This is a genomic window from Actinomadura sp. NPDC048032 (assembly GCF_040653175.1).
Classification (GTDB): domain Bacteria; phylum Actinomycetota; class Actinomycetes; order Streptosporangiales; family Streptosporangiaceae; genus Spirillospora; species Spirillospora verrucosospora.
Genome location: NZ_JBEZJP010000069.1, coordinates 1 through 25,909, shown reverse-complemented (window position 1 = coordinate 25,909; position 25,909 = coordinate 1). Strand labels below are relative to the sequence as shown.

Here is a 25,909-nt window from a genome sequence, read left to right as displayed (position 1 = left end):
GGCCCGCTTCGGCGTGCTCGGCCTGTGGCGCATGACGCTGACGCCGGCCGCCCCCGGTGGCAGGGTCGTATAGGGAACCGCCCGCGCGCGGCGGGAGTTGGACGTGCGGACACGACTCGACGGCGAGAGGGTGACGCGACCATGGCCCCGAATGCCCGGACGGCCGGCGCGAGGACCAGCGGGACGGACGGGCCGACGCTCGCCGTCGTCGGAGCCACGGGGGCCGTCGGGGCCGTGATGATCGACCTGCTGACCACCCGCCGCGACGTGTACGGGGAGATCCGGCTGGTCGCCTCGCCCCGGTCGGCGGGACGGGCGCTGCCGCTGCGGGGCGCCCAGGCCCCGGTGGTGGCGCTGGCGCCCGAGGTGTTCGACGGCGTCGACATCGCGGTGTTCGCGGTGCCCGACGCGGTGGCCGCGCGGTGGGTGCCCGTCGCGACGGACCGCGGCGCCGTGGCGGTCGACAACTCCGGGGCGTTCCGGATGGCGCCGGACGTGCCGCTCGTCGTCCCGGAGGTGAACCCGGAGCGGGTGCGCCGGCGTCCCCGCGGGATCGTCGCGAGCCCCGGCTGCACCACGCTCTCGATGATCACGGTGGTCGGCGCGCTGCACCAGCGGTACGGGCTGCGGGAGCTCGTCGTGTCGTCCTACCAGGCCGCGTCGGGGGCGGGGGTGGAGGGCGTCGACACCCTGTACGAGCAGATGGAGAAGGTCGGCGGCGACCGCGCGCTCGGCACCCGCGCGGGCGACCTGCGCCGCGCGGTGGGCGAGCTCGGGCCGTTCCCGGCGCCGCTCGCGATGAACGTCGTGCCGTGGACGGGCGAGGTGCGCGACGGCGGCTGGAGCTCGGAGGAGCTCGGGATCCGGGAGGAGGCGAGGAAGGTGCTCGGCCTGCGCGACCTGCGGGTGACGGCGACCTGCGTCCGCGTCCCGGTGGTGACGGCGCACTCGCTGTCGGTCCACGCGGTGTTCGAGAACCGGGTCGACCAGCGGGAGGCGCAGGCCGTCCTCGCCGGGTCGCCCGGCGTCGTCCTGTGCGACAACCCGGAGACGCAGGAGTTCCCGACGCCCGCGGACGTCGTCGGCACCGACCCCGCCTGGGTGGGGCGGGTGCGGCGCTCGCTGGACGATCCGAAGGCGCTCGACCTCTTCCTCTGCGGCGACAACCTCCGCAACGGCGCCGCGCTCAACACCGCCCAGATCGCCGAGCTGGTCGCCGCCGAGCTCACCCCCTGAGGGCCGCGAGGACGGCGGAGGTGTCCAGGTAGAAGGGGCGGAACTCGCTGACCAGGCCGTCCCGCACCGTGATCCACTGCAGGACGGACGTGTCGACCTCCCGCCCGGTCACGCGGGCCCGGAAGACGCAGTCGTTGCGGACGGTCACCGTCTCGCCGTCCACCGCGTAGTGCTGCTCGCGGAACGTCAGCTCCGACCACAGCTCGCTCATCACGGCCATGAACCGCTCCATGCCGTCGTGGCCGCGCCACGTCCCGCCGTAGGGGAGGCTGGGCGCCTGGTGCATGACGACGTCCGGGGTGAGATGGGCGGCCATCACGGAGAAGTCCCCCTTGCCGGGGCCGCCGGCGGCCAGGTAGTCCGCCTCGGCGGCGTAGAAGCGTTCGAGTGCTTTCAGGGCATCGGCCATGCTCGGTGAACACCGGGCCCGGGCGCCGGGTTGCGCCGCGCGGCGGGCGGCGCCATGAGCGGGAGGCCGTACTCGGGCTTAGGGTGGCATGCGTGACCGAGACGAAGGCCGTGAAGTCCGAGCAGACGCGCGCCCTGATCGTCGAAACGGCGCTGCGCCTGTTCCGGGAGCGGGGATACGAGCAGACGACCATGCGGGCGATCGCCAAGGAGGCGGGTGTCTCGGTCGGCAACGCCTACTACTACTTCGGGTCCAAGGAAGAGCTGATCCAGGCGTACTACGACGAGCTGCAGGACGAGCACGTCGCCGCCTGCAGGGCCGTCCTCGACACCGAGCGCGAGTTCGCGCCCCGGCTGCTGGGCGTCCTCAGGGCCCGGGTCGACACGATGGTCCCGTACCACGAGTTCGCCGGGAAGTTCTTCAAGTTCGCCGCCGAGCCGACCAGCCCGCTCAACCCGTTCAGCGCCGAGTCCGGGCCCGCCCGCGACTCGGCGGTGGCGATCTACCGCGAGGTCGTCGAGGGCTCCGACCTGAAGATCGACAAGGAGTTCCGGGCGGAGCTGCCCGAGCTGCTGTGGATCTACTCGATGGGCATCGTGCTGTACTGGGTGCACGACAGCTCCCCCGGCTGCCGCAAGACCTACCTCCTCGTCGAGCGGACGGTCCCGCTGGTCAACCGCATGGTCGCGATGTCGCGCATCCCCGGCTTCAAGTCGGTCACCCGCGAGCTGGTGGGCATCATCCGCGAGGTCCGCGCCTGATCGTGATGTCCCAGTGGTCCTTCTCGCGGGCGAAGACGACGCCCTCGGGGGACCGGTGGAGCCGCGCGCCGTCCCCGCGCACGCCGGTGAACGGGTAGCGCCGCACCGCCTCGTCGACGCAGGCTCCGGTCGCGATGTCGATCTTGTAGCCGTTGGCGTGGCTGTAGGCGCCGCCCGCGTGCCCGTGCTCGGTGCCGCCGGTGACGACGATCTCGCAGCCGCTCGACTCCGCGAACTCGATCAGGCTCCTGATCGTCCCCCACCGGATGCCCTCGAAGGAGGTGCAGGTCCGCACCGTCCGGTCGGAGCAGCCGCCGGTGGAGCGCCAGCCGATGCCGCTCGCCCGCAGCGCGTACTCGGCGAACTGCTGGTCCAGGCGCTGCGAGCTCGGCAGGTCCGGCGGATCGTCGCGCGGCGGGACGGTCCGTCTCCGCGCGGCCGGCGACCCGGCTCCGGGACGGGGCGGGGGCACCGGGGCGAGCAGGCGCCCGGCCGGGACCGGCGGCCCGGCGTCGGACGCGGGCGGCGGACCCGGTGGAGGGCGGGTCGCGGCGGACGCGCGGGGAGGGGCGAGCGCGAGCATCGTGGCGGCGATGGCGAGCGCGGTCGCCGCGGCCGCCCGGCGGAAGGCCGGATGACCGGCGACGCCGGGCGCCCGGCCGCACCTCGACGGCATGGCGCAGTGGACGCTGCACGGCCGTGCCATGGGCGATCCCCCCGATCGGTGACGTCCGGGGGGCGAGAGCCGGTCCTCGCTGGACCGGTGGTGCGGTCGGCCGATCGGAGGGATGCCCGAAGGGTCGATCTTGTAAACCCGGGCCGGGCGGGGCGGCCCGCCCGGCCCGGGGAAAGATCACGACATGCCGAGATGTTTCCGGGCGAAGTCGATCTCGGCGGCCATCTGGGTGATGCGCTCCTCGACGACGAGGGAGCCGTGGCCCGCGTCGTACCGGTACACCTCGTGCGGGCGCCCCAGCTCCGTGAGCCGCGCCAGGTAGTTGTCGATCTGCCGGATGGGGCAGCGCGGGTCGTTCTCCCCCGCCAGGACCAGCACCGGCGCCTTGACCCGCTCGACGTAGGTGATGGGGGACGACTCGCGGTACCGCTCCGGCACCTCCTCCGGCGAACCGCCGAACAGGGACCGGTCGAACGCCTGCAGGCCCTCCATCTCGTCCTCGAACGCGGCGACGTAGTCGGCCACCGGAACGGCCGCGACCGCGACGCTCCAGTCGTCCGGCTGCGTGCCGATCCCGAGCAGGGTGAGGAACCCTCCCCACGACCCGCCGGTCAGCACCAGCCGCGCCGGGTCGGCGAGGCCCGACTCGACCGCCCAGTCGCGGACGGCCTTGATGTCCTCCAGCTCGGTGATGCCGACGCGCCCCTCGATGGCGTCGCGCCATTCGGAGCCGTAGCCGGTCGAGCCCCGGTAGTTGACGCGGACGACCGCGAAACCGTGGTCGACCCACGCGGCGACGGCCGGGGCGAAGGAGTCGTCGTCCTGCGCGGTCGGCCCCCCGTGGACGTCGAAGACGGTCGGGTGGGGGCGTTCGCCCTCCGGCTTGCTGACCAGCGCGTGGATGCGGCCGCCTGGGCCGTCCACCCACACGTCCTCGACCGGGACGGACGGCGGCGCCGCGGGCCCGGGCGGGGCGAGCACGACCGCGCCGGACGTCGAGCGGATCACCGGCGGCTCGGCGGCAGACGACCAGAAGAACTCGACCGTCCCGTCCGGCCGGACGTCGGCCCCGCCGAGCACCCCGCGCGGCGTGTCGATCCTGGTCAGGTCCCCGCCGGTCAGGTCGTAGCGGTACAGCTCGTCGCGCGCCTCGTGCGAGTGGGAGACCAGCAGCGCGGCCCCGTCGGGGTACCAGGTCGCGCCGATCTCGCCGGGCAGGTCGAGGACGATCTCCTGCTCGGTGCCCGCGACCGGGTCCCAGATGAGCATCTCCTCCCGCCCGCGCCGCTCGTGGTGGACCAGGAGCCGCGGGTCGCCGTCGACCGGGGCGAACCCGGCGCCGTAGACGCCCTTGCCCGGCCCGTCCCACAGGTCGGCGACCGGGGAGCCGTCCTGCCGCACGACCCGCAGCGCCATGTGGCGGCTGTCGCCGTGCTCGCTGTGCCCGATCGCGATCAGGGACTCGTCCCGCGAGACGTCGGCGACGTGGGCGTCCTCCGCGTGGTGGTAGATCACCTCCGGCGCGGCGCCCGCCCGGCACAGGTGGACGCTGTTGCCCTCCCCCGTCGTCCGCCCGATCACGGCGAGGCCGCTGCGGCCCAGCGCCAGCCCCGACGGGTACGACGGCTCCAGCTCGGGAACGGCCGGAACGCTCTCGGTCTCCCCGAACGGGACGCGCTTCCACACGCCGAACTCGTCGCCGTCCGTGTCGGCGAACCACCACACCCACTCGCCGGACGGGTCGACGGTCCCGGCCCAGGTCCCGTTGGGGCGGTCGGTCACCTGGCGCTGCTCGCCCGTCTCGCGGTCCCAGGTGTAGATCTCCCAAGTCCCGCTCACGTTGGAGCGGTAGATGCTGCGGCTCGGGGCGTCTCGCGCCCATCGGGGCAGGCTGATCCGCGCGGCCCGGAAACGCGCCTTCCAGCGCTCGTCGTCGACCATCCCCCCAGTATCGCCGACCCTTCCGCACTGTCCTTCGTGACGGGTCAGGGGGCGGGGGCGCCGGCGACGAAGGTGAGTTCCTGGGGGGAGGGCACCAGTTCCACCGTGGTGCCGGGCCGGAGCTCCTCGCCGAGGACGGCGGTGATCGCGTCGGTGAGGGCGGCGGCCAGGTTCGCGCTGATCTCGGCGGCGTCGGGACGGTCGAAGGCGGCGGCGCGCACGCCCATGACCAGCGAGACGTTCGTGTCCACGGCCTTCCCGCCCTGCGCGAAGCGGCCGGCGGGGACGCCGGACAGGCGGATGCCCACCAGCCCGCGGGCCCATTCGCCGTAGACGCCGACGATGGCCTCGGTCAGCGCGGTGACGAGCTCGGATTCGCGGCCCGCCAGCTTGTCCTCTGGCAGATGGGCGGTCAGGTGCGGCACAGTGGTCCCCGTTCTCTTTGGCCTCAAAGGCTTTGACCTCAAAGGTAACTGGGGAGGGTGGCGATGTCCACCGGATCGGGCGGTCCGGCCGTCGACGAGGCCGTCCGCACCCTGCTGCTGCTCATGCCGCGCCTCGTCGGCCGCGCCAAGCGGCTGCCCATTCCGCCGGCGCTCCAGGGCCTCGACCTGGCGCCGCGCCATCTCGCGCTGCTGGCCCACCTGGAGTACGACGGCCCGGCCAGCGTCAACGAGCTGGCCGCCCGGCTGGAGGTCGCCCCGACGACCGTCAGCCTCATGGTGAGCGAGCTGTCGCGGCCGGGCGTCCTGGAGCGCACCGCCGACCCCGCCGACCGCCGCCGCCGCATCGTCGCCATCGCCCCCGCCTTCGCCGCGCCGATCGGCGAGTGGCTCTCCGGCAGCGCCTCCGCCTGGGAGCGCGTCATGCGCGACCTCGCCCCCACCGAGCGCGCCACGGTCATCAGCGCTCTGCGCGCCTATGAGGCCGCCCTGGAACAGGGTCCCGCCGCACGTCAGGACGCCGATCCGGGATAGCGGTCGTCTTCGCCTGGCCCGGCGCTGGTCAGAGGGTTTGCCGCTTACGGCCGTGCGGCGTCGGCTGATTCGTGCCGGCCAGCGTGCGGTGGACGGTGCGGGCCACCCGTTCGATGGTGGCGATCCCGTAGGCCATGGACGGGGTGTCCTGGGTGAGGACGACGATCATGTAGTCCTCGCCGTGCCCGTCGAAACTCCCGATGCTGTGGACGCGCCAGCGCCGCTCCGGGCGGGGCAGCCAGCCGTTCTTCACATGCCAGGCGACCTCGGGAGGACGCCCAGCGGGGGTTCCCCACCGCTGCGCCGGGACGACCTCGTGCATCAGCCTCAGCGCGTAGGCGCGGGCCCCGGCGGGCAGGAGCGCGTTCGGCGCGGTGAGGCGCCTCAGCAGTTCGATCTCGTCGTGCGCGGTGATCTGGGTGAGTCCCCAGTGGCCGTCCGGCTCCAGTTCGGTCCGCGTCATCCCGGCCCGGTCGATGAAGTCCGCGATGCGGGCACGTCCCAGCGAGCGCCACAGCTCGGACGTCGCGCGGTTGTCCGAGCGGGTGATCATCCTGCGGGCGCGGAGCCTCTCGGCCGCCGTCAGCGGGCGGTCCTCGTCGACCGCCCGGCGCAGCAGCGCGCCCAGGACCGTGACCTTGACGACGCTCGCCGAGTCGTAGCGGCGCCCGGCCGCGACCGCGCAGCGGATGCCGCGCCGGCGGTCGTACACGGCGACGGACTCGGTCCCGGCGCGGCCGCGCAGCGCCTGCCCGATCCGCGCGCCGAGCCGCTCGGCGGCCTTCGGGTGCCGGAGCGATGTGCAGGGGCCGTCCGGGGCCGCGGCCCGGGCGGGCGCGGCGGTCGGCAGCAGCGCGGCCGCGAGCGCGAGCGCGGCGATGGATCGTGCCATCCGGCCACGCTATTGATCATGAAAGCCGGGACGGGCCGTCCGGGGGCCGTGCTTCGGTAAAGGACGGCTCAGGGACTGGCCAGGCGGCCGAGCAGCTCGTCGATCGCGGCGCGGACCTGCCGGTCCATGGCCCGGGCGAAGCCGGCCTCGACCGTGACCTGGGCGCCGGGGCGCAGCCGGGCGATGGTCTCGGTGAGGGCCCCGAGGTGCCGGTCGTCGACGGCCTCGTCCAGCCGCCCGACGACGTGCGTCGTGATCAGCCGGACGAACATCGCGGCGAGGTCGTCCATGCTGCGCTGGAGCTCCTGCCCGGTCGCGAGCACGGCGTCCAGCGGCACCCCCGCCCTCACCAGCGTCACCGTGGCGTCGAGCTGGCGGCGGCTCCAGTGGGTGACGCGGTCGCCGTCCACCTCGATGTGCCCGAGCGCGACGGCCCGCTCGACCGCCTCCGGGCCGACCTCGCCGGGGAACAGCGCGGCCAGCTCGTCCAGCGTCATCGTCACCGGGACCTCGTTCGACCACGGAGTCGTGACCGCCTTCTCGACGCCGAGCACGGTGCCGATGTCGCGGCCCTGCTCCCAGGCGGCCAGCAGCTCGCGGATGCCCTCCAGGGTGTGCCCGCGGTCCAGCAGGTTTCCGATCATGCGGAGGCGGGCCAGGTGGTCCTCGGAGTACAGGCCGATGCGCCCCTCGCGGCGGGGCGGCGGCAGCAGCTTGCGCTCCTGGTAGTACCGCAGGGTCCGCACCGGGACCCCGGCGGCCGTGGCGAGTTCGCCGATGCGGTACTCGCGGGCCCCGGCGCCGGGACGGCCGCCCTGTTCCTCCGTCGGCTCTTCGCTCACGGCGGCCAGCATAGTTCGCGGCCGGTCCCGGCCACGTCCCGCATCGTGCGGCGACGGAACGCCGGCGGGGCCGCGCACGTCAGATCCCCGTCGTTGACGACGCCCCCTGCCGGAAAGAAAGGCGAAAGATGCTGAAGACCCGTTCCGCGGCCCTCGCGCTCGTCGGTCTGGTCGCCGATGCTCGTCCCAGCCCTCGACGACATCGCCGACGACCGCGGTCCGGTAGGTCTCCCTGCCCGAGGTCTGGTCGCACGGAATCGTCGCCTTGGCCTGGAGATACGACCCCCACTTCCTGACGGTGAGGGAGTTCTGACTCGTGTTGCAGGCCCAGCGGTCGCCCGGAATGCGCTGGCAGAGCGACACTTCGAAGGCGATGTATCCGGGCTTGTCGCAGATGATGCTGCCGTAGCCGACGACCTGGGCGGACGTGCCCTTCCCCCTGATGGACGGGCGCCAGGCACGCAGAACGCAATTCTTCTTCGCTTCTTGGAGCTGGGAGGACGGTGCGTTCTTCACCTGCACCTTGGAACCGGCCCGGGCCTCGGTGTCCGAGGCGCGGCTCGCCGTTTCCCCGTGTCCCTGGAGACCCGAGAAGAACATCAGGGCAGCCGTCATGACGCTGCACACTGCACCGCTTGCGGCGATGTCGACAATTCGGCGCCTCATCGAGTCCCGTCCCTCCGCGCGTTCTTCTAGGTGAGAACACGCTAGGAAGAATCGGGTCCCGCACTTCAGGGCCCTAGGGCCCCGTCCGGCTCAGGCCGGGCCCCAATACGTGGAGAGGTCTCACCGGGCCCGCGGGAACATGTGGCGGGCCGGGCCGGTCATCCGGGAGGCGCCGGACGGCGGCGGCTACGTGGCGCGCCGCGCCGTCGTCGTGCGGCGCTGCCGGCGCCGGGGGGCCTCGTCCTCGGCGCGGGACGCCTCGGCGGCGAGCAGGTCGGCGAGCGAGCGGGGGAGGATGTCCTCGCGGCGGTCGGCGAACGGTGAACGCATGATCCCTCCCGGATCAGGCGGCGGTGGTCAGGTCGGGGTAGGCCGCGTACACGCTGGTGAGGGCCCAGCGCATCCGGGCCAGGAAGGCGTCCGGATGGTCGCCGGCCTCCTGGGCGACGGCGGCGGTCCAGCGGGAGACGTCCCCGCCGCAGGCCCCGAAGCGGTCGTTGATCGTGGTGCGGACCTGCTCGGCGGAGGGGCGGTCGGACTCCTGCAGCGGGGAGGTGAACAGGATCTCGGCGAGGTCGGACGCGTTCATCGAGGTGAGGCTCGGCATGGTCGACATCGGAGTGCCTTCTTCCTGCGGGAGACTTCCTTGTCACCCTTCTGCTGATAACGACTCTGCCTTCCCCGCGGATTCATCGCCATAGGGGAAAACCCCGATCCGGGGTGGAGTTCTCCCCCGGCTCACCCCTGAGCAGGCCTTAGGAACGGGACGAAAAGGCCTCCGCGAGGGCCTTGCGGAAGGCGCGTACGGCCGGATGGGAGCCGCTTCCCCGGCGGGACGCCGTGAACAGGCGGCGGGTACGGTGCTCCTCCGGCAGCTCGACGACGGGCACGGCGGGCGGGCCGTCCTGCCAGGCCAGGCCCGGGAGCAGCGCGGCGGCGTGGCCGCGCTCGACCAGCCGCAGATGCAGCAGCAGGTCGGTCGACTCGAAACGCACGTCCGGCTCGAAGCCCGCCTCCCGGCACAGCCGCGTCGCCCACCGCCGGGACGCCGTGCCCTCCGGCTCCATCGCCCAGGGACTCTCCGCCAGGTCGCGCAGGCCCCCGCCCGGCGACCGCGAGGGGAGCGCGAGGCGGATCTCGTCCGTCCCGAGCTCCTCGTGGTCGACGCCCGCCGGGCGGGGGCTCGGGTCACCCGGGTACTCCTCGGTGATCACCAGGTCGAAGTCGCGCGCGAGCAGGGCGGGCAGGGCGCTCTCCGGCTCCCGCTGCGTGATCTCGATCCGGAGCCGCGGGTGGGCGTCGCGCAGCGCGCTGAGCGCGTCGGGGACGAGCGCGAGCGCGGCCGTCTGGAACGCGGCGACCCGCAGCACCCCCGTGATCCCGTGCAGGGACGCGGCGAGGTCGGCCTCCGCGCGTTCGAGGCGCTCCAGCACGGCCTCGGTGTGCGCGACGAGGATCTCGGCCTGCGCGGTCAGCCGGACGCGGCGACCCACCGGCTCCAGCAGCGGCACCCCGGCCTCCCTCTCCAGGACGGACAGCTGCTGCGAGATCGAGGACGGGCTGTAGGAGAGTGCCTCGGCGACGGCGGCGAGCGTCCCCCGGTGCTTCAGCTCGCGCAGAAGCCGGAGTCGGTGCAGGTCCAGCATGGCCGCTCCATTCATCGGCTCGGATGACGATTATCGCTCGGAAACGTTCGCTGGACCGATCGGAGCCCGGCGCGGGACGGTGTTCGCCATGGTCACGGCCCCCGCCTCGCTAGCCCGTTCGTCCTGGTTCGCCCGTCCGGCCGCGCGCGACTGGACGTGCCCGCCCGCGCCGCGCGACGTCGCCGCCTTCCACCGGACGCTCCCCGGTCACGCCGCGACGCCGCTCGTCGAGCTGCCGTCTCTGGCGGCCGAACTCGGCGCCCGGCGGGTGTTCGTCAAGGACGAGTCGGCGCGCCTCGGCCTGCCCGCCTTCAAGATCCTCGGCGCCTCGTGGGGCGTCCACCGGGCGCTCTGCGACCGGCTGGGCCTCGCGCCCGGCGGGACGTCCCTCGCCGATCTGCGGTCGGCGCGGCCGGACGTCCGGCTCGTGACGGCGACGGACGGCAACCACGGCCGCGCGGTCGCGGCGATGGCCCGGCTGCTGGGGCTGGCAGCGGAGGTCTGCGTCCCGCACGGCGTCCACCCCGAGGCGGTGGCGGCGATCAAGGCGGAGGGCGCGGCCGTGACCGAGATACCGGCGCCCTACGACGAGGCGGTGCGGATCGCCGCCGACGCCGCGGCCGCCGACCCGTCGGCGCTGCTCGTCCAGGACACCGCATGGCCGGGCTACGAACGCGTGCCGCAATGGATAGTCGAGGGCTACTCCACCCTCTTCAGCGAGATAGACGAACAACTCGCCGAGGTGGGGGCCGCCCCAGCGGGCCTTGTGGCCATTCCAGTGGGGGTGGGGTCGCTGGCCCAGGCGGCTGTGACTCACTACCGCTCTGGACGGTCCGCTCCCACGCTGCTCTCCGTCGAACCCGATGCGGCGCCCTGCGCCTTGGCGAGCCTCCACCAGGACAGGCCGCTGACCGTCAGGACACGGCCGACCACCATGGCGGGGTTGAACTGCGCAACTCCGTCGACTCTCGCTTGGCCCGTCCTACGAGCCGGCCTGGACGCCGCCGTAGCGGTCACCGACGCGTCCACGGCCCGCGCTGCGTGTGACCTGGCCCGCCTCGGGGTCGCGGCCGGGCCGTGCGGCGCCGCCTCCCTCGCCGGGGCCCGTGCCGCGCTGGCGCCGGACCGCCGCCCGCTCCTCGCGGCCGGGCACGGGGAAACGGTCGTCCTCCTGGCCACGGAGGGGCGGGCCGCCAACCCCGCTTAACGACATTTCGGAAAAGGGGGCAGCGGATCTGACCTACGCGCCGGTAACATAATCTCACCGCATCCGCCTGGATCGGTGTGCTCTCGGCCCACGCTCCCGGTCGCCCCGGGGACGAGCAACGAGAGGGGACGCGCCATGCAGCCCACTCTGGACCAGTTCCTCGCCGACCGCCTCGACGAGATCACCGCCGAGGTCGCCGGAGAGATCGCCGAGCGCGTCCCCGCCTACACGCACCTGCGGGCGCGCGAGATCCTCGCCCTCGTCCGGGACGCCCTCGCCGCCTACACCGGCGCCCGCGAGACGGCCGCCGTGCTCGACGCGTTCCGCGCCCTCGGCGCCAGCCAGGCCCGCGCGGGGCACGACGTCCGGCACTTCGAGTCCGCGCTGCGCACCGGCGCCCGCGTCCTGATCCGCCGGACGGCCGGCGCCGCCGCCGGCCTCTACCCGCCCACGGCCGAGTACGTCACGGTCATGGAGCAGGCGTTCAGCGCGGAGGGCCGCATCGTCCAGGCCGCCGTCGAGGGCCACCGCCGGGCCGGGCGGCACGCCGGGACGCGCCGCCTCCGCACCCTCGTCTCCGAGAACTAGCGCCGCCGGACGGCCCTCTCGTTCGGCACGCAGTGCGTCATCCTCAGGCCGTCGACGTCCCGCGGACCGTTCTGGCCGAGGTTCTTCAGCCGCTGCTGGTCCTCGTCGGTGAGGTCCTGCCCGGGCAGCGGGCCGAGGTTCCCGACGTCGTCGGCGGAGATGCCGAGCCCCTGGCCGACGCGCAGCCCGAGATCGTCCTCGGCGAGCAGGAAGTGCCACACCATGCGCTCCTGGACGGGACGCGCGCACTCCGAGATCAGCTCGACGAGGTTGCGCACCAGGTCGTCGCGCTCCCACTCCTCCATGAGCAGGTAGCGCTGGCCCGCCTGCCTGTAGTCGTTCGCCCGGGCGATGCGCTTGCGGGTGAGGCGCCCCGTGATCTCCGGGCCCTGCTCGTCGTGCGTCGGGTACTCGCCCTCGCGCAGGCCCCCGGTGATGGACGGCTCGTAGTTCACGTGGGGGTTCGCCCCTCCGGCGTCCACGTGGTACGCCATCTGCCCGTCGCGCTGGTTCGTCCGCACATGGGTGCCCTTGGCCCGGTTGACGGGCAGCTGGAGGTAGTTCGGGCCGACCCGGTGGCGCTGGGTGTCGCTGTAGGAGAACGTCCGCCCGACGAGCATCTTGTCGTCGGAGAAGTCGAGCCCGTCGACCAGGACGCCGGTGCCGAACGAGATCTGCTCGTTCTCGGCGAAGTTGTCCTCGACGTTCCGGTCGAGGACGATCCGCCCGACCGGCTTCGGCGGGAAGTCGTTCTCCGGCCACACCTTCGTGTCGTCGAGGGGATCGAAGTCCAGCTCCGGGTGCTCATGGTCGTCCATCATCTGGACGACCAGCTCCCACTCCGGGAACTCCCCGCGGTCGATGGCCTCGTGGAGGTCCTTCGTCGCGTGCCCGAGGTCGTCGGCCTGCACGGCGGCGGCGTCCTCCGCCGTCATGCTGCGCACGCCCTGCTTCGGCATCCAGTGGTACTTCACGAGCTTGGTCTCGCCTGTCTGGTTCACCCACTTGTAGGTGTTCACGCCGAATCCCTGCATGTGCCGGTAGTCGGCCGGGATCCCGCGCGGGCTGAACAGGTTGACGAGCATGTGCATCGACTCAGGCGTCTGCGACATGAAGTCGAAGATGCGCGCCGGCTCCTGCCGGAACGTCACCGGATCGGGCTTGAGGGCGTGGATGACGTCGGGGAACTTGATGGCGTCCCGGATGAAGAAGACCGCCAGGTTGTTGCCGACGAGGTCCCAGTTGCCGTCCTCGGTGTAGAACTTGATGGCGAACCCGCGCGGGTCCCGCGCCGTCTCCGCCGAGTCGCGCCCGCCGATGACCGTGGAGAACCGCAGCGCGATGGGAGTGCGCTTGCCCTCCCCGTGGAACAGCCTGGCGCGGGTGTAGTTCGCGATCGGCTCGTCGCCCCATTTCCCGTACGCCTCGAAGAACCCGTACGCCGTCACGCCGCGCGCGTGCACGACCCGCTCCGGGATGCGCTCCCGATCGAAATGGCTGATCTTCTCCAGAAACTGGTAGTTCTCCAAGGTGGCCGGGCCCCGAGAGCCCACCGTGCGCTGGTTCTGGTTGTCGTACACCGGGTGGCCCTGCCGGTTGGTCAGCACCGGACGGTCGTCCCCTGGCTGTGGCCCCATGCTCGCAACGTCCGTCACGACGCCTGTCTCCTCTCACCCGCTCTCGCTGGCGCCCTACCCGGCGCGGGACAGAGGAAGGTCTGCACCAGGTAAACCCTCCTCGGGCGTGGGCGTGCGCACAGCCGGCCTGCGGACCGCCGGAAGCCCGGCGCCGCGCGGCCGGTCATTCGGTGAGGGCGGCGGCGAGGTCGTCCACGTGCCTGGAGACCGGGCCCAGGGTGAGCAGCCCGCTCTGCGCGCCCGCCAGTTCGCCCGCGGCCGGGACGAGTTCGTCGTGCGCGCGCCGCATCGCCGCCCGGTCGCCCACCGCGATGGCGGCCTGCCCGGTGAGGCACCACAGGGCTTCGAACAGCAGGTCGCGTGGCGGTTCGGGGACGTCCCGCAGCGCCGCGGCGGCCTCGCCGGGACGTCCGCGCGCCAGCAGCACCAGCGGCCGGGCCCACGGCAGGTACGGCCCCCAGTCGGCGGGCCCGGTCTGGGCGGGCAGCCGGTGCTGGACGCGCAGGCAGAGGAGGGCGAGCGGCAGCAACCCCTCCTCCAGACCGGGCATCCCGCAGCCCTCCATGCGCGCGGCCGCGGCCCGGTAGGCGCTCTCGGCCTCCTCGAACGACGCCTCGCCGGACGCGGCGAGCCGCAGAGCCCGGTACCAGGTCGTGAACACGCCGACCAGCGGGCGCTCGTGCCGCTCGGCGAGGCGGTCGGCGGCGTCCGCGTGCCGGTCGGCCCCGCCGAAGTCGCCGAGCGCGGCGCGGGCCTGGACCCGGACGAGATGACCGAGCACCTCGTAGCTCGACAGGTCGTTGCGCGCCGACACGTCCACCAGCTCCGCGCCGATCCCGTCCCGCCGCGGCGCCAGCCCCGCCCGGTCGAACGCCTGCATGAACGCGCCGTTCAGCGCGAACGCGAGGAGCGCTGGATCGTCCAACTCGCGGGCAACCCGCACGGCCGCCCGCGCCGCCTCGCGCCCCCGGTCGTCGCGGGCGCCGCGCGACTCCAGCGCGATCGTGGCCAGCAGCCGGGCCCGCGCGGCCTCGTGCCCGTCCTCCGGCAGCCCGGCGAGGGCGCGCTCCGCCGCCGCCACCACTCCGGCCGCCTGGCGCGGATCGTCCGACCGGGTCCAGATCGCCGGGACGTCGAACGCGCCGATCACCCGGGCGGTCAGCTCCGCGTCGCCCAGATCCTCGGCCGCCGTGACGACCGCCAGGCGCTGCTCCCGGGCCGCCTCCAGGCCCCCGGCGCCGGTCACCGCGAGGCTCCGCAGCAGGCCGACCGTCGACTCCAGCCGGGCACGCGCACCGGACGCGACCGTCCGGTCGTATGCCTCGGCCGCCTGGGCCCACACGCGCGACGCCGCGTCCCGGGCGGGTTCCAGGTGGTCGGCCTGGCGGAGGATGTCCTCCTCCAGGCGGCGCAAGGCCGGACCGGGGTCCAACCCCAGTTCCTCGACCAGAAGGCCGCGGGCCCTGTGCAGGACGGCCAGTGCGTCGCCCTGACGGCCGGTCCGGTAGAGGGCGAGCGCCAGTAGACGCCAGGCGTCCTCGCGCCAGGGATGGTCGGCGACATGCGCGTCCAGATCCGGTATCGCCTCGGCGGCCAGGCCCTGCGCCAGCCGCGCCTCGGCCTTCCGCTCGACGGCGCGCAGCCGCAGTTCGGCCAGACGGGAGTGCTCCGCCCGCGCCCACGGCTCCTCGGCGAACTCGGCGTAGGCGGGGCCGCGCCACCAGCCCAGCGCCTCGTCCAGCGCGACGGCCAGTTCGGCGGGGGGACGGTCCGAGGCCACGACCCGCTCGAAACGCCAGGCGTCCACGGCCTCGGGCCCGGCGCGCAGCGCGTAGCCCGGGCCCTCGGTGACCAGCAGCCGGGGCGGCGTCCTCGGCGGGCGATCCGGTTCGAGGACGCGCCGCAGCGCCGCCACGAAGGTGCGGACGGCGCCGACCGCGTCCGCCGGCGGATCGACCCACAGATCGTCCACGATCCGGGACACCGGCACCACGCGCCCCCGCGCGACGATCAGGCGGGCCAGGACGGCGCGGTGCCGAGGCCCCTTCAGGGCGATCGCGTCCCCGTGCCCGTCCCAGGCCGTCACCGGCCCCAGCACCCCGAACAGGACCTCCACGCCCTCACGGTATAGCGCGCTCATCGGATGCTCATCCGCGCCCGGCAGCCTGGGACTCATGCCAACGATCAGCGATTTCGACTACCAGCGCGTCCCCGTCGCCGAGGGCGTGTCCCTCAACGCGGCGGTCGGCGGATCGGGTCCCCCGATCGTCCTGCTGCACGGCTTCCCGCAGACCCACCTGATGTGGCGGCACGTCGCCCGCGACCTCGCCGCCGACCACACGGTCATCGTCCCCGACCTGCGCGGGTACGGCGAGAGCGACAAACCGTCCGACGGCTACTCCAAGCGGACCATGGCCGCCGACACCGTCGCGCTCGCCCGCGTCCTCGGCCACGACCGCTTCGCCCTCGCCGGCCACGACCGCGGCGCGCACGTCGCGTTCCGCGCCGGCCTCGACCACCCCGGCACGATCACCCATCTCGCCTGCCTGGACATCCTGCCGACCCTGGACATGTGGGACGTCATGCGCGGCGCGTCGGCCGCCGTCGGCTTCCACCTGTACCTGATGGCGCAGCCGCCCGGCCTCCCCGAGCAGCTGATCTCCGGCGCCCCGGACGCCTTCTTCGGCCACTTCCTCGACGCGTGGACGAACGACCCGTCCGCGATCCCGCCCGACGTCCGCGCCGCCTACCTGGACGCCTGCCGCGCCGCCGTCCCCTCGATCGTCGCGGACTACCGCGCGTCCGCCGGGATCGACGTCGACCACGACACGGCCGACCGGGAAGCGGGCAACCGCCTGCGGATGCCCGTCACCGTCCTCCAGCAGGACTGGGGCGCCGCCCTCGGCTACGACGCCGTCGCGCTGTGGGGCGCATGGGCGGCCGACCTCCGCCATGAGACCGTCACGTGCGGCCACTTCATGGCAGAGGAGGCGCCCGCGGAGGTGGCGAAGTCCCTCAGGACGCTCCTGGAGCGATGAGCGAGACGCAGGGGCGGCCCCGCGGCCACCAGAAGGGCGGGCCGCCGCTACCAGAAGGGCGGGCCGCCCTGCGTCGCCGCCCACACCCACACGTAGATGATGAAGCCGGTGGCGACCAGCCCAAGCAGCATTTCCCAGTTGGGCGGCGACGCGCTCCGTCCGCGCCTGCGGTTCATGGCGATCGTCCGTTCGTCCGGTGTGCCTCGTCGTGACTGACCTAGCCGGAGACGTCCCGAACAATCCCAGTAACGGGCAAACTCAGCGGAGGTAGTCCTCGAAGCCCTCGGCCAGGGACTCGGCCATGAGCTGCCTGAACGCGGCACTCGACATCCTGGCCGCATCCCCCGGGTTCTTCATGTTCCCGCACTCGATGAACACGGCCGGCACGGTGGACATGTTCAGCCCGCCGAGATCGTCCCGCCGGTCGAGCCCGTCCTTCCCGAGGTAGTCGGCGTAGGGCATGCTCGTCCCCGACCGGTAGGCGTCGCGGATCGCCGTCCCCAGGCGGGCGGACGGGGCGACGATCCCCCTGTTCCCGCCCACGGGCATCGGCAGGATGACGTGGAAGCCGTGCCTGGCCGCCGCCGCACCGTCGCCGTGGATCGACAGCGTCGCGTCGGCGCGCGCCCGGTTCCCGATCGCCGCCCGCTCCGTGACGCAGGGCCCCACCCCCGCGTCGCTGCCGCGCGTCAGCGTCACCCTGGCGCCCCTGGCCCGCAGCGCCTTCGCCAGCCGGTTCGAGACGTCCCAGGTGAAGGCGTGCTCGGCGTAACCGTCCGCGGTGGCGGTCCCGGTCGTGTTGCAGGCCTTGCGGCCGTTCCCGACCCACACCGGCCGGCTGATCGCTTCCGGATGGGCCGCGTTCCCGCCGTTGTGCCCGGGATCGAGCACGATCACCTTTCCGCTGAGGGGTTCCGGCGCTGTGGACCCGCCGCCCTTCGGAGCCGGCGGCGGCCCGCTGCCCGTGGCGGGCCGAGCATGGCAGGCGAGTAGTCCCAGGCAGACCAGGCAAGCCGCCACAGGCTTCCCAACGAGCTTCTCCATAGGCCGGCTCCCCCCTCGCCCTCACCGGGTTTCTGCGCCGGGCCTCGCGGCGCCAAACGGAACGGGCGGGAGGTCGTCCCTCCCGCCCGTTATGTCCGGCGCCGGCGTCAGCTCTTCGTGAACTGGGCGATGGCGCCGAGAACCACCGCGTCGGCGAGGTAGCCGAGGTGGGTCTGGCAGGCCACGTAGTGGTTGTTCGCGCCGTCCAGGCGGGTGCTGGTGTAGGGGATGATGATGCCGTCGCACGGCGAGTACCAGGTGGCGTACTGCGTGCTGCCGGGCGTCTCGTCCCCCGCGCTGATCTGCTGGATGAACGTCGACCCGGGGAGCATCTGCCGGCACGTCTCGAAGGCCGTGCAGGCGGTGGCGTACGTCGTCCCGTGGTTGGCGCCCGCGATCGACGCCAGGTGCGCGACGTTCGGGTTCCCGTTCAGCACCTTCAGGTAGTACTGGCTGACCAGGCCGCCCATGGAGTGGTTGACGATGTCGACCTGGGAGGCGCCGGTCCGCGACTTCACCTGGTTCACGTAGGAGGCGAGCCCCGCCGCGTTCTGCTTGTTGTCGCCGTAGGAGTTGTACTCGTAGGCGAACAGCTGGTCGCTGCTGTAGCCCGCTGCGCGGAACACCGACATGGCGGTGACCCAGTTGGACGCGTTGCCGGTGTACCCGTGCACGAACACCACGGGCCGCGGCCCGGCCGCCTGCGCCGGCGCGAGGCCGAATCCGAACGCCGCCAGCGCCGCGAGCAAAGCGACGACGGAACCGAGGACCTTTCTCATGGAACCTCCAGGGGTGGGACAGCCAACGCCCCGGAGTCTGAACCCCGCCCTCCCGGAGAGCATCGGCGAAATCACCGGCCTCCCGGACGGAAATCGGGCGGCTGACGGCCGTCAGCCCCCGCCGGCGGCCCCCGCTGCGCTGAACCTCACCGCGCAAGGCCACGAAGCCGTCCCCGCTGAACCGCCGAGCCGGCCCCGACCGCTACCGCACCTCAAAAAGGGCTGCCGCCCGCCTCAGCTGGGAGACGGGCGGCGAAGGATGCCACGGCTACGGGCTGGGAATCAGAACGGGGAGCGGGCGCGAGCGCGCCGCCCGGCGTCCCCGCTGCGGCCGACGGCACGCGAGGAGCTGCGGAACGGCTTGCTCAGCAGCCGCCCGAGCCCGCCCGGAGCGGAAGAACCCGCACGTGACCCCACCCCCAGCGCGCGCTGGGTCCCTCGCTGCGGATGCCGCGACAACCTCGGCAGCAGGAACGCCAGAACCAGCAGAACAGCACAGACGCCCACGATGGCGACAATAATCATGAAACCCGCCCTTTCAGCCGTTTACGGTCAAAGCCGCTCTACCCTCACTTGACCGAGCCATGCAGCCCGCCCCTCAGGACCGCGAGGGCACGACCTGGCTGACGCTTCGAACCGGGCGGCAGACGGTGTGCGCGGGCCCCGAGTTGCGTCACGCCGCCCGAGCAGGGGAGCGGAAAACCTCGCGGGCGTGCCAGGCGAGGTGCTGGTCATCCACGTCCGGAAAGGCCTTCTGCGCCGTGCTGATCGGGCGTCCGGCCAGAGCGTGAACCTGATGGCGGGCGGCCGGCCCGCGCCCGACGTAGTGCACCGACACGGTGACCCGCCGATCCTCGGCTATGCCGAGCGCGCCCTTGTCGAAGAGCTTGTGGTGAAGCGCGCACAGGCAGATGCCGTTGGTGATGTCGTCGGGCCCGTCAAAGGCCCACCATCGGACGTGCGCGGCGTCCAGCCCGACCGCGGTCCCGTTCAGCCAGCCGTCATAGCCGCAGAACGCGCACTGGTACTCGTAGGCGACCATGATCTGCTCGCGGAAGGCCCGGTCGCGCCGCCGCGGGATCACCGCGCCCGCGGCCTCGATCGACTCCAGGTCGATCCCGGCGGCCGCGCAGATGTCGTCATGCAGCGAGGGTTCGAAGTTGACGTCCAGAATGGCGCGGCAAAGCTGGGGCAACAACCGCGGATCATCCCGCAGCGCGGCCGCCAGCTCCCCGGTCAGCCGCCCCCGCGCGGCCCGAGCCCGCAGGCCGCCGACACCGGGTCCCGGACTGCCGCCCCCATCGGCGGTCCGCACCTCCCACAAACCGTCGCTGGTCAGATAGTGAAAGGGATATGCGGGACTGGTCTTCCGGGGCGGCCCGAACTCCCGCAGAAGCCCGGCGAGGTGCTCCTCGACCTCGCTGTAGAAGATCGGCGCATCACCGCACCGCTGAAAGTGCCCGAGCGCGTACAACAACAGCAAAGGCTTATGCGGCGCCCGCTCCCCACCCCGCGACCACCTGCGGACCCCCGTAACCCGCTCAACCCAGTCCACACCCGGCACCCTACGGGAACCGCAATGGCGAGATCACGCCCGTTGATGATCAAAGGTCTCTCGCGGACGGGAGACGGCCACTGCCGGACAAACCTCCATTGCTCTCCGGAGCCGGAGGAGCCGAATCGTAGAATCGCTCTGCCGGCATCGGGCGGCGCCTTCTGGAGACGAGATGGAACTCCGGCATTTCCGGTACTTTTTAGCGGTTGTCGAGCAGGGCTCGTTCACCCGGGCGGCCCAGGCACTCCACATATCCCAACCGACCCTCAGCCAGCAGATCCGCGTCCTCGAACGCGAGGTGGGCGCGACGCTGCTCGTCCGGGAGCCGGGCGGCATCGCACCCACAGCGTCCGGAGCGGTCTTCTACGAACACGTCGTCGCCATCCTCGCCGCCACCGCTGACGCGGTCTCGGCGGCCCGCCACCGGGCCGCCGGCCCGCGCACCCTGCGCATCGGAATCGCCGGTCCCCTGCCGGGAGACGTCCAGGTGCCTGTGATCAGCGCGTTCAAGGCGGCGTTTCCGGAAGTGCGGACGGCCTGGCGGGCCCTGGAACTCAACGAACTGGACCGGCCGCTCCTCGACGGAGACGTGGACGTCGCCCTGATCCGCCTCCCCGTCGACCCCGAGCGGCTCGACTGGGAAGTCCTCGTCGACGACGAACCCCGCGCCGTCCTGGTGCCGGCCGGGCACCCGCTGGCAGAAGCCGGCACGCTCACGCTCGACGACGTCATCGACGCCGCCTTCGTCGCGATCGCCGACAGCGTCCCCCTGACCGCGCAGCGCTGGTGGACCTTCTACGAGGAGCGGAACCACGAGGACGCGCGGTTCCTCGGCGAGCCGGTGGACACCGTCGCCGCCGCCGCGCTCTCCATCCGGCTGAACGGCGTCCCCTGCCCCGGGCCGTTCGCGCTGCGCGACACCCTGGCGCCCTCAGGGATCGAGACCCTGCCGATGACCGGACTCTCCCCGACGGTCACGGTCGCAGCCCGACGGCGCTCCGACGAGGGCCTTCCGGAGGTCTTCTGCGAACTCGCCGCACGAACCGTCCGGGAACTGCGTGCCGCAGGCGCCATATAGACACGCTCTATAGCCGCATAGACAACAGGTCTTGGCCCTCGGAAGCCGCTGCTCAGTACATTTCGCGTGAGCACGGACGGGGGAATCATGGGAGAAATAAGAATTTCAGAGATAGGCGGGGATCTCAGCGGGACGGTGGTGAACGGCGACCACGCCCTCGTCGTCAGCGGCCCCGGCTCCACGGTCAACTACGTCGGCACACCATCCGACCCCGCCCCGCGCAAACAGCCTCACGGTCGCCCTCTGCCTCGTGCTGAGAAACCCCTGGGGCGTGACCGAGAACTGCATGCACTGGAAGAAGGGCTCGCCGCCCGCGGCCGCGTCCAGGTCTACGGTGAGCGCGGTTCCGGGAAGACGACGCTGCTGTGCGAACTCGCCGCCAGGCAGGCCAAGGCGGGCCGCTCCGTCGTCTACCTGCCGGTCGCCGACGTGCCGGCGGAAGACGTCATCCAGGAAGTCTTCAAGGCGTGCTACGCCATCTCCGGATACCGGCCCGCCCAGGACGTCATGGTCCGGCTGATGTCGTCGATCGAAGCCCTGCTCGTCCTGGACGACTATGCGGGAACGAGCACCGACCTGGCCGAACTTCTGGCCGCCGTCCCGTCCTGTGACATCGCAGTAGCCGGCCCGACGCGCCTGCTGTTCGGCGAGGGAACCGCACTCGAACTGCGCGGCCTGGACGCAGACGCCGCACGAGACCTTCTCGTCCGGAAACTCGGCCGCGACCTCCGAGACGACGAGCTCGCCGCCGCGGACGAACTGCGGCGCGCCACCGGGGGCCGTCCACTCGCCCTGGTACGCGCGGCCGCGACCATGCGGGCTGACGGCCTCCACTCCTCCCTCGACCCGGGCGCCCTCACCGAAGCACTCGCCGCCGCGCTCAACGCACCCGCCCGCGCCGTCCTGGGCCTACTGTGCGCGGTCGACGGCGTCCCAATCCCGCTCCCCCTTCTCACCGCCCTTGCCCTAGACACCCACCAGGACCACGGTGAGCCCTCGTCCTCAGCCGGTAGCGCTGCTACCTCGGAAAACCCCACTGCAAAGGCAGGGAGGCCTGGCGACGTAGCCGAAGCGTTGTCAATGCTGGAACATGCCCGGCTGGTGAGCGAAGGACCACTCGGCTACGCGACGACCGACAAAGCGGCGACCGAGGTGGCCGCACTGGCAGGCAGCGAATTCGACGCCGCCGGGTGTGCGGCGCGGCTGGCCGACTGGGCCAAGCGAGCGTCGATCGCAGAGACCAGCGACGTAGCCCCCCTGATCGTCCAGGTTCTGCGGGCCGCCCTGGAAGCCGAGGCACACGCACCAGCCCGCGACCTCGCCCGAGCCGCCGCACCGAGGCTGGCACTCTCCCTCCACTGGGGGTCCTGGACCGAAGTGCTCTCCCTGGGCCTGCGCGCCGCACGGGCCCTCGGCTCGACCGAAGACGAGTCGTACTTCAAGAACGAGCAGGCAGCGCGGCTGAAGGCGGCGGGCAAAGGGGCGGCGATCGGTGGGGCAGCGGCGACCGCGGTCGTGGCGCACAAGGCCCTGGCAGGGCACGCGGCCCAAACCGTCACGAAACCGAAGGGCACGACGCAGCGCCTGCTGGCCAAACCCGCGGTCAGCGGCATAGCCGCTGCCACGGGCGTCGCCGCAGTGGTCGGCGGAATCGGCTACATGGGCATGCGGTCCCCGACCCCCCTCTCCGGAGAGAAAGCGGCCCAGCCCCAGATCGTCGAGTCCTCGCCCTCCTCACCGCAAGGCCGCCACACGACGTTCCGACCTCCAGGACAGGACGGCGGAAAGACCCCGCCCCGCAACGGCGACGACCCGACCAGGAGAGGCGACCCCCCACCCGCCGGACCCGACCCGGGGCCCGACCCGAAACCCCCTCCCACACCGTCGTGCGACACGAAGTCGCACACGTTCGAGCTCGGTGGCATTCTCACCTTCCAGGTGCCGGAATCATCCGAATGGAAGCCCTTCAAGCGCAGCATCACCTGGAATTCTTACCCAGGCTGGGAAAGGTGCTGGGGCAACGGAGATATCGCAAATTACAAGGTGGACGGACCGGACCGGCAGTACTTCATCGTCAAGCCGATAGATTGCCCTCGGCAGCTCCGTCCAGACCAGAGCTGCCACTTCTCCATCGACATCCGGTTGCCCGACTACATGTCGCGCTCCGCCTATATTCGCGTACCCGTCCCCGGTCGGCCGTGGGGCATTCAATGGGACCTTGATGCGGAAGCGCTGCCGCCAGAGAGCCCCACCTCCCAGCCCAGCCCAGACCCGTCCACGACATGAGGGGAGACACCATGGGGGAAGGCAACCTGCACATCGGCAGCATCGGCGGCGACCTCAGCGGCAACGTCCTGAACGGTCGGAACATCGAGCTGCACCAGGAGACACCGCATCCCGTCCCAGACGACCTGGCCGCCTTGGCCACCTACGCCCAAGCGATAATCCAGGCGCTCCCGGTGCTGGCCTTGGCCGCCGATCAGCAGCAGAACCTCCAGGTCCACGCCACCGAAATCCTGAACGAGATACAAGCCCCCCACCCCGAACGCGACCGCCTGACACGCCTCCGCTCCTCCCTCCAATCAATCCTGGAAAACGCAGCAGGCGGCGCCCTAGCCACGGTCCTGCTGGCCACGACCATCCAATAGTCCACTGGTAAAGAAACGGTGGCGGACCGGCTCTTCGTCCAGCCGGTAAAAAGAGCCCTCGACACCGGCTCCACCCACCGCGGGGAGCTGCGCCCGCGATGCCTGTCCGAACCCTCCGTCGGCGCGGGCCATACTCGTGCTGCGGTGCCGCCGGGCACCACAGCACGAGGGGAGCGAGATGGCTGAGGTGCTGGTCTTCCACCACGGGCACGGGCTGACCGCCGGCGTCCGTGAGTTCGCCGAGCAGCTGCGACGGGTCGGACACACCGTTCACGTCCCGGACCTGTTCGAGGGGCAGACATTCGACAGCCTCGAGAACGGCATGAGCTACACCGAGGACATCGGATTCGGCACGATCATCGCGCGCGGGACCGCCGCCACTGAGGGACTGCCGGCTGAACTCGTCTATCTCGGGTTCTCGCTCGGAGTCCTGCCGGCGCAGAAGCTGGCCCAGACCCGCCCCGGCGCAAAGGGTGCGCTGCTGCTGGAGGCGTGCCTCCCGGTCGCGGAGTTCGGCGGTGCCTGGCCCGACGACGTCCCGGTCCAGATCCACGGCATGGACGCGGATCCGTTCTTCGCAGGGGAGGGCGACGTCGACGCAGCCCGGGCGCTCGTCGAAACCGCGACGGATGCCGAACTGTTCCTCTACCCCGGCGACAGGCACCTCTTCACCGACAGCAGCCTGCCAACGCACGACGAACACGCCGCAACCCAGGCCACCGATCGAGTCCTGAAGTTCCTCAACCGCATCAAATGACCCGGCTTGGTCGTTGCTCAGCTTCCGTAGCCGCTGCCCAGGGAAACGGGTGAGATCTAGGCTGGGTGGGAGCCTCACGGCTAGGGCGACGGACGGTATGAGGGCGGGATTGTGCAGCCGGGACTGGAATTGGCGGGCCGGTACCGCCTGGAGACGTTGCTGGGTCGCGGCGGCATGGGCGAGGTGTGGCGCGGGCTCGACCTGTCGTTGGAGCGTCCTGTCGCGTTGAAGGTTCTGCTGCCCAACTGGCGCGATGAGAGCGAAATGGCCCAGGCGATGGGCAGGTTCCGCCGCGAGGGCCGGGCCGCCGCCCGCCTGTCCCACCCGGCCATCGCTGCGGTCTTCGACGTCGGTGAGGAACGCGGACACCCCTTCCTTGTCCTTGAGTTGCTGACTGGGCAGGACCTGCGCAAGATTCTGGAACGGCAACCCGGCGGCCTGCCCATTGAGCTGGTACTGGACTACGGGGCCCAAGTGGCCGAAGGGCTGGCGGCTGCGCACGCGGCCGGGGTAGTGCATCGCGATATCAAGCCGGCCAATCTGATGCTGCTGCCAAGCGGGCAGGTGAAAATCTGCGACTTCGGCATCGCCAGACTGCAGGGCGCCACTGCGGGACTGTCGGCGACAGGCGTCCGAATGGGCACTTTCGCTTACATGCCTCCCGAACAGGCCGCCGGTCAACCCCTGGACGGGCGGGCCGACCTGTACGCCCTCGGCTGCACTCTCTTCCACATGCTCACCGGCCGGTACGTCTTCCCCGGCGACGATCTGCAAGCCATCGTCGCCCAGCACTTGGCCCGTCCCGCCCCTTCTCCCCGCGCGCTGCGGCCCGACACCCCCGCAGCTCTGGACGCGCTCATCCTGGCCCTGCTCGCAAAAACCCCCGATGACCGCCCCGCGGATGCCGCCGCCGTAGCACGCGAACTAAGGCGTATCGGACGACCGGCCTCGCCGGTGAAAGCCCGGTACGTGCTGCCCGATCCGGCGGCGTTGCGGCCCGGGAGTGTGTCCAAGCCGCGGACGAAGGCCAATGACACGGTGGTGAACGCGCTTACGGGGGTGTTGGAGCAGTTCGATATCGATGCGCAGGTGACGGGGTTCACGCGGGGGCCGACGATCACGCGGTACGAGATCGAGCTGGGTCCGGCGGTGAAGGTGGAGAAGGTCACCGCGCTGACCAAGAACATCGCCTATGCGGTGAAGAGCGCTGATGTGCGGATCATCTCGCCGATTCCCGGTAAGTCGGCGATCGGGGTGGAGATCCCCAACACCGACAAGGACATCGTCAGTCTGGGTGACGTGCTGCGCTCGCCGGCCGCGACCAACGAGCATCATCCGATGATCGTGGGGCTGGGCAAGGACGTCGAGGGCCGCACGGTGGTGGCGAACCTGGCAAAGATGCCGCACATCCTGATCGCGGGCGCGACCGGGGCCGGCAAGTCGACGTGCATCAACGGGTTGATCACCTCGATCCTGATGCGCGCGACTCCCGATGAGGTGCGGATGATCCTGGTCGATCCCAAGCGGGTCGA

26 protein-coding genes are annotated in these 25,909 nt (G+C 72.0%); 11 read left to right on the top strand and 15 right to left on the bottom strand.

Annotated features, from left to right (window positions below; translation table 11 throughout):
* The first annotated feature begins 141 nt into the window (after positions 1–141).
* Entirely contained in the window at positions 142–1,236 is a 1,095-nt protein-coding gene (locus AB0C69_RS12630) for an aspartate-semialdehyde dehydrogenase (RefSeq protein WP_360353010.1), read from the top strand.
* Here AB0C69_RS12630 and AB0C69_RS12625 read toward each other — a convergent pair.
* Complete coding sequence (locus AB0C69_RS12625; RefSeq protein WP_360353008.1) at positions 1,226–1,645, bottom strand: nuclear transport factor 2 family protein; 420 nt, start codon at positions 1,643–1,645, stop codon at positions 1,226–1,228. The two genes, AB0C69_RS12630 and AB0C69_RS12625, sit on opposite strands and share 11 nt — an antisense overlap.
* Positions 1,646–1,737: 92 nt before the next feature.
* On the opposite strand from AB0C69_RS12625, the gene AB0C69_RS12620 reads away from it, so the two are divergent.
* Positions 1,738–2,406 carry a TetR family transcriptional regulator gene (locus AB0C69_RS12620; protein WP_345178866.1) on the top strand — a complete coding sequence of 223 codons (669 nt, stop codon included), beginning with the start codon at positions 1,738–1,740 and terminating at the stop codon, positions 2,404–2,406.
* On the opposite strand, the gene AB0C69_RS12615 is transcribed toward AB0C69_RS12620, so the two are convergent.
* The 3 genes from AB0C69_RS12615 to AB0C69_RS12605 form a co-directional block, all read right to left on the bottom strand.
* Entirely contained in the window at positions 2,384–3,112 is a 729-nt protein-coding gene (locus AB0C69_RS12615) for a hypothetical protein (RefSeq protein WP_360353006.1), read from the bottom strand. The two genes, AB0C69_RS12620 and AB0C69_RS12615, sit on opposite strands and share 23 nt — an antisense overlap.
* A gap of 147 nt (positions 3,113–3,259) precedes the next feature.
* Entirely contained in the window at positions 3,260–5,023 is a 1,764-nt protein-coding gene (locus AB0C69_RS12610) for a prolyl oligopeptidase family serine peptidase (protein ID WP_360353004.1), read from the bottom strand.
* 44 nt (positions 5,024–5,067) lie between these two features.
* Positions 5,068–5,448: a hypothetical protein gene (locus tag AB0C69_RS12605; RefSeq protein WP_345178870.1), complete on the bottom strand. Its 381-nt coding sequence runs from the start codon at positions 5,446–5,448 to the stop codon at positions 5,068–5,070.
* Between the two features lie 63 nt (positions 5,449–5,511).
* On the opposite strand from AB0C69_RS12605, the gene AB0C69_RS12600 reads away from it, so the two are divergent.
* On the top strand, positions 5,512–6,000 hold the full coding sequence (locus tag AB0C69_RS12600) for a helix-turn-helix domain-containing protein (protein ID WP_360353002.1): 489 nt from the start codon (positions 5,512–5,514) through the stop codon (positions 5,998–6,000).
* Positions 6,001–6,028: 28 nt separating this feature from the next.
* Here the strand turns inward: AB0C69_RS12600 and AB0C69_RS12595 are convergent, their stop codons facing one another.
* From AB0C69_RS12595 to AB0C69_RS12575, 5 genes are all read right to left on the bottom strand, one after another.
* Positions 6,029–6,892, bottom strand: coding sequence for a serine hydrolase (locus AB0C69_RS12595; RefSeq protein WP_360353000.1), 864 nt, complete (start codon positions 6,890–6,892; stop codon positions 6,029–6,031).
* Between the two features lie 68 nt (positions 6,893–6,960).
* A complete protein-coding gene (locus AB0C69_RS12590) occupies positions 6,961–7,734 on the bottom strand; it encodes a MerR family transcriptional regulator (protein ID WP_345178878.1) in 774 nt (257 codons plus the stop codon).
* 852 nt (positions 7,735–8,586) lie between these two features.
* Positions 8,587–8,730 carry a hypothetical protein gene (locus tag AB0C69_RS12585; protein WP_345178886.1) on the bottom strand — a complete coding sequence of 48 codons (144 nt, stop codon included), beginning with the start codon at positions 8,728–8,730 and terminating at the stop codon, positions 8,587–8,589.
* Between the two features lie 13 nt (positions 8,731–8,743).
* The gene (locus tag AB0C69_RS12580) at positions 8,744–9,016 is read right to left on the bottom strand and encodes a hypothetical protein (RefSeq protein ID WP_345178889.1); all 273 of its coding nucleotides are present in this window, start codon (positions 9,014–9,016) and stop codon (positions 8,744–8,746) included.
* Between the two features lie 139 nt (positions 9,017–9,155).
* Positions 9,156–10,046: a LysR family transcriptional regulator gene (locus AB0C69_RS12575; protein ID WP_360352997.1), complete on the bottom strand. Its 891-nt coding sequence runs from the start codon at positions 10,044–10,046 to the stop codon at positions 9,156–9,158.
* Positions 10,047–10,134: 88 nt separating this feature from the next.
* On the opposite strand from AB0C69_RS12575, the gene AB0C69_RS12570 reads away from it, so the two are divergent.
* Both AB0C69_RS12570 and AB0C69_RS12565 read left to right on the top strand, forming a co-directional pair.
* Positions 10,135–11,253, top strand: coding sequence for a pyridoxal-phosphate dependent enzyme (locus AB0C69_RS12570; protein WP_360352995.1), 1,119 nt, complete (start codon positions 10,135–10,137; stop codon positions 11,251–11,253).
* 135 nt (positions 11,254–11,388) lie between these two features.
* A complete protein-coding gene (locus AB0C69_RS12565; RefSeq protein ID WP_345178896.1) occupies positions 11,389–11,841 on the top strand; it encodes a hypothetical protein in 453 nt (150 codons plus the stop codon).
* Here AB0C69_RS12565 and AB0C69_RS12560 read toward each other — a convergent pair.
* Both AB0C69_RS12560 and AB0C69_RS12555 read right to left on the bottom strand, forming a co-directional pair.
* Positions 11,838–13,496 (bottom strand): catalase, encoded by a 1,659-nt coding sequence (locus tag AB0C69_RS12560; protein WP_360352993.1) that lies wholly within the window; start codon positions 13,494–13,496, stop codon positions 11,838–11,840. The genes AB0C69_RS12565 and AB0C69_RS12560 overlap by 4 nt on opposite strands.
* Before the next feature lie 145 nt (positions 13,497–13,641).
* A complete protein-coding gene (locus tag AB0C69_RS12555) occupies positions 13,642–15,618 on the bottom strand; it encodes a BTAD domain-containing putative transcriptional regulator (protein ID WP_360352991.1) in 1,977 nt (658 codons plus the stop codon).
* A gap of 34 nt (positions 15,619–15,652) precedes the next feature.
* On the opposite strand from AB0C69_RS12555, the gene AB0C69_RS12550 reads away from it, so the two are divergent.
* Positions 15,653–16,516 carry an alpha/beta hydrolase gene (locus AB0C69_RS12550; RefSeq protein WP_360352989.1) on the top strand — a complete coding sequence of 288 codons (864 nt, stop codon included), beginning with the start codon at positions 15,653–15,655 and terminating at the stop codon, positions 16,514–16,516.
* A 258-nt stretch (positions 16,517–16,774) separates the two neighbouring features.
* Here the strand turns inward: AB0C69_RS12550 and AB0C69_RS12545 are convergent, their stop codons facing one another.
* From AB0C69_RS12545 to AB0C69_RS12530, 4 genes are all read right to left on the bottom strand, one after another.
* A complete protein-coding gene (locus AB0C69_RS12545) occupies positions 16,775–17,407 on the bottom strand; it encodes an N-acetylmuramoyl-L-alanine amidase (RefSeq protein WP_360352987.1) in 633 nt (210 codons plus the stop codon).
* A 260-nt stretch (positions 17,408–17,667) separates the two neighbouring features.
* Entirely contained in the window at positions 17,668–18,339 is a 672-nt protein-coding gene (locus AB0C69_RS12540) for an alpha/beta fold hydrolase (protein WP_353831901.1), read from the bottom strand.
* Positions 18,340–18,621: 282 nt separating this feature from the next.
* On the bottom strand, positions 18,622–18,864 hold the full coding sequence (locus tag AB0C69_RS12535) for a DUF6411 family protein (RefSeq protein WP_360352985.1): 243 nt from the start codon (positions 18,862–18,864) through the stop codon (positions 18,622–18,624).
* Positions 18,865–19,012: 148 nt separating this feature from the next.
* Positions 19,013–19,894, bottom strand: a complete 882-nt coding sequence (locus AB0C69_RS12530; RefSeq protein WP_360352983.1) for a phosphorothioated DNA-binding restriction endonuclease — start codon at positions 19,892–19,894, stop codon at positions 19,013–19,015.
* A 172-nt stretch (positions 19,895–20,066) separates the two neighbouring features.
* Between AB0C69_RS12530 and AB0C69_RS12525 the strand changes: the two genes are divergently transcribed.
* The 5 genes from AB0C69_RS12525 to AB0C69_RS12505 all read left to right on the top strand — a co-directional run.
* The gene (locus tag AB0C69_RS12525) at positions 20,067–20,972 is read left to right on the top strand and encodes a LysR family transcriptional regulator (RefSeq protein WP_360352981.1); all 906 of its coding nucleotides are present in this window, start codon (positions 20,067–20,069) and stop codon (positions 20,970–20,972) included.
* 66 nt (positions 20,973–21,038) lie between these two features.
* Positions 21,039–23,258: a hypothetical protein gene (locus AB0C69_RS12520; RefSeq protein ID WP_360352979.1), complete on the top strand. Its 2,220-nt coding sequence runs from the start codon at positions 21,039–21,041 to the stop codon at positions 23,256–23,258.
* Between the two features lie 11 nt (positions 23,259–23,269).
* Positions 23,270–23,620 carry a hypothetical protein gene (locus AB0C69_RS12515; RefSeq protein ID WP_360352977.1) on the top strand — a complete coding sequence of 117 codons (351 nt, stop codon included), beginning with the start codon at positions 23,270–23,272 and terminating at the stop codon, positions 23,618–23,620.
* Between the two features lie 178 nt (positions 23,621–23,798).
* Positions 23,799–24,377 carry a dienelactone hydrolase family protein gene (locus tag AB0C69_RS12510; RefSeq protein ID WP_360352975.1) on the top strand — a complete coding sequence of 193 codons (579 nt, stop codon included), beginning with the start codon at positions 23,799–23,801 and terminating at the stop codon, positions 24,375–24,377.
* A 111-nt stretch (positions 24,378–24,488) separates the two neighbouring features.
* The coding region (locus tag AB0C69_RS12505) for a DNA translocase FtsK (RefSeq protein WP_360352973.1) at positions 24,489–25,909 on the top strand (1,421 nt) is incomplete at its 3' end.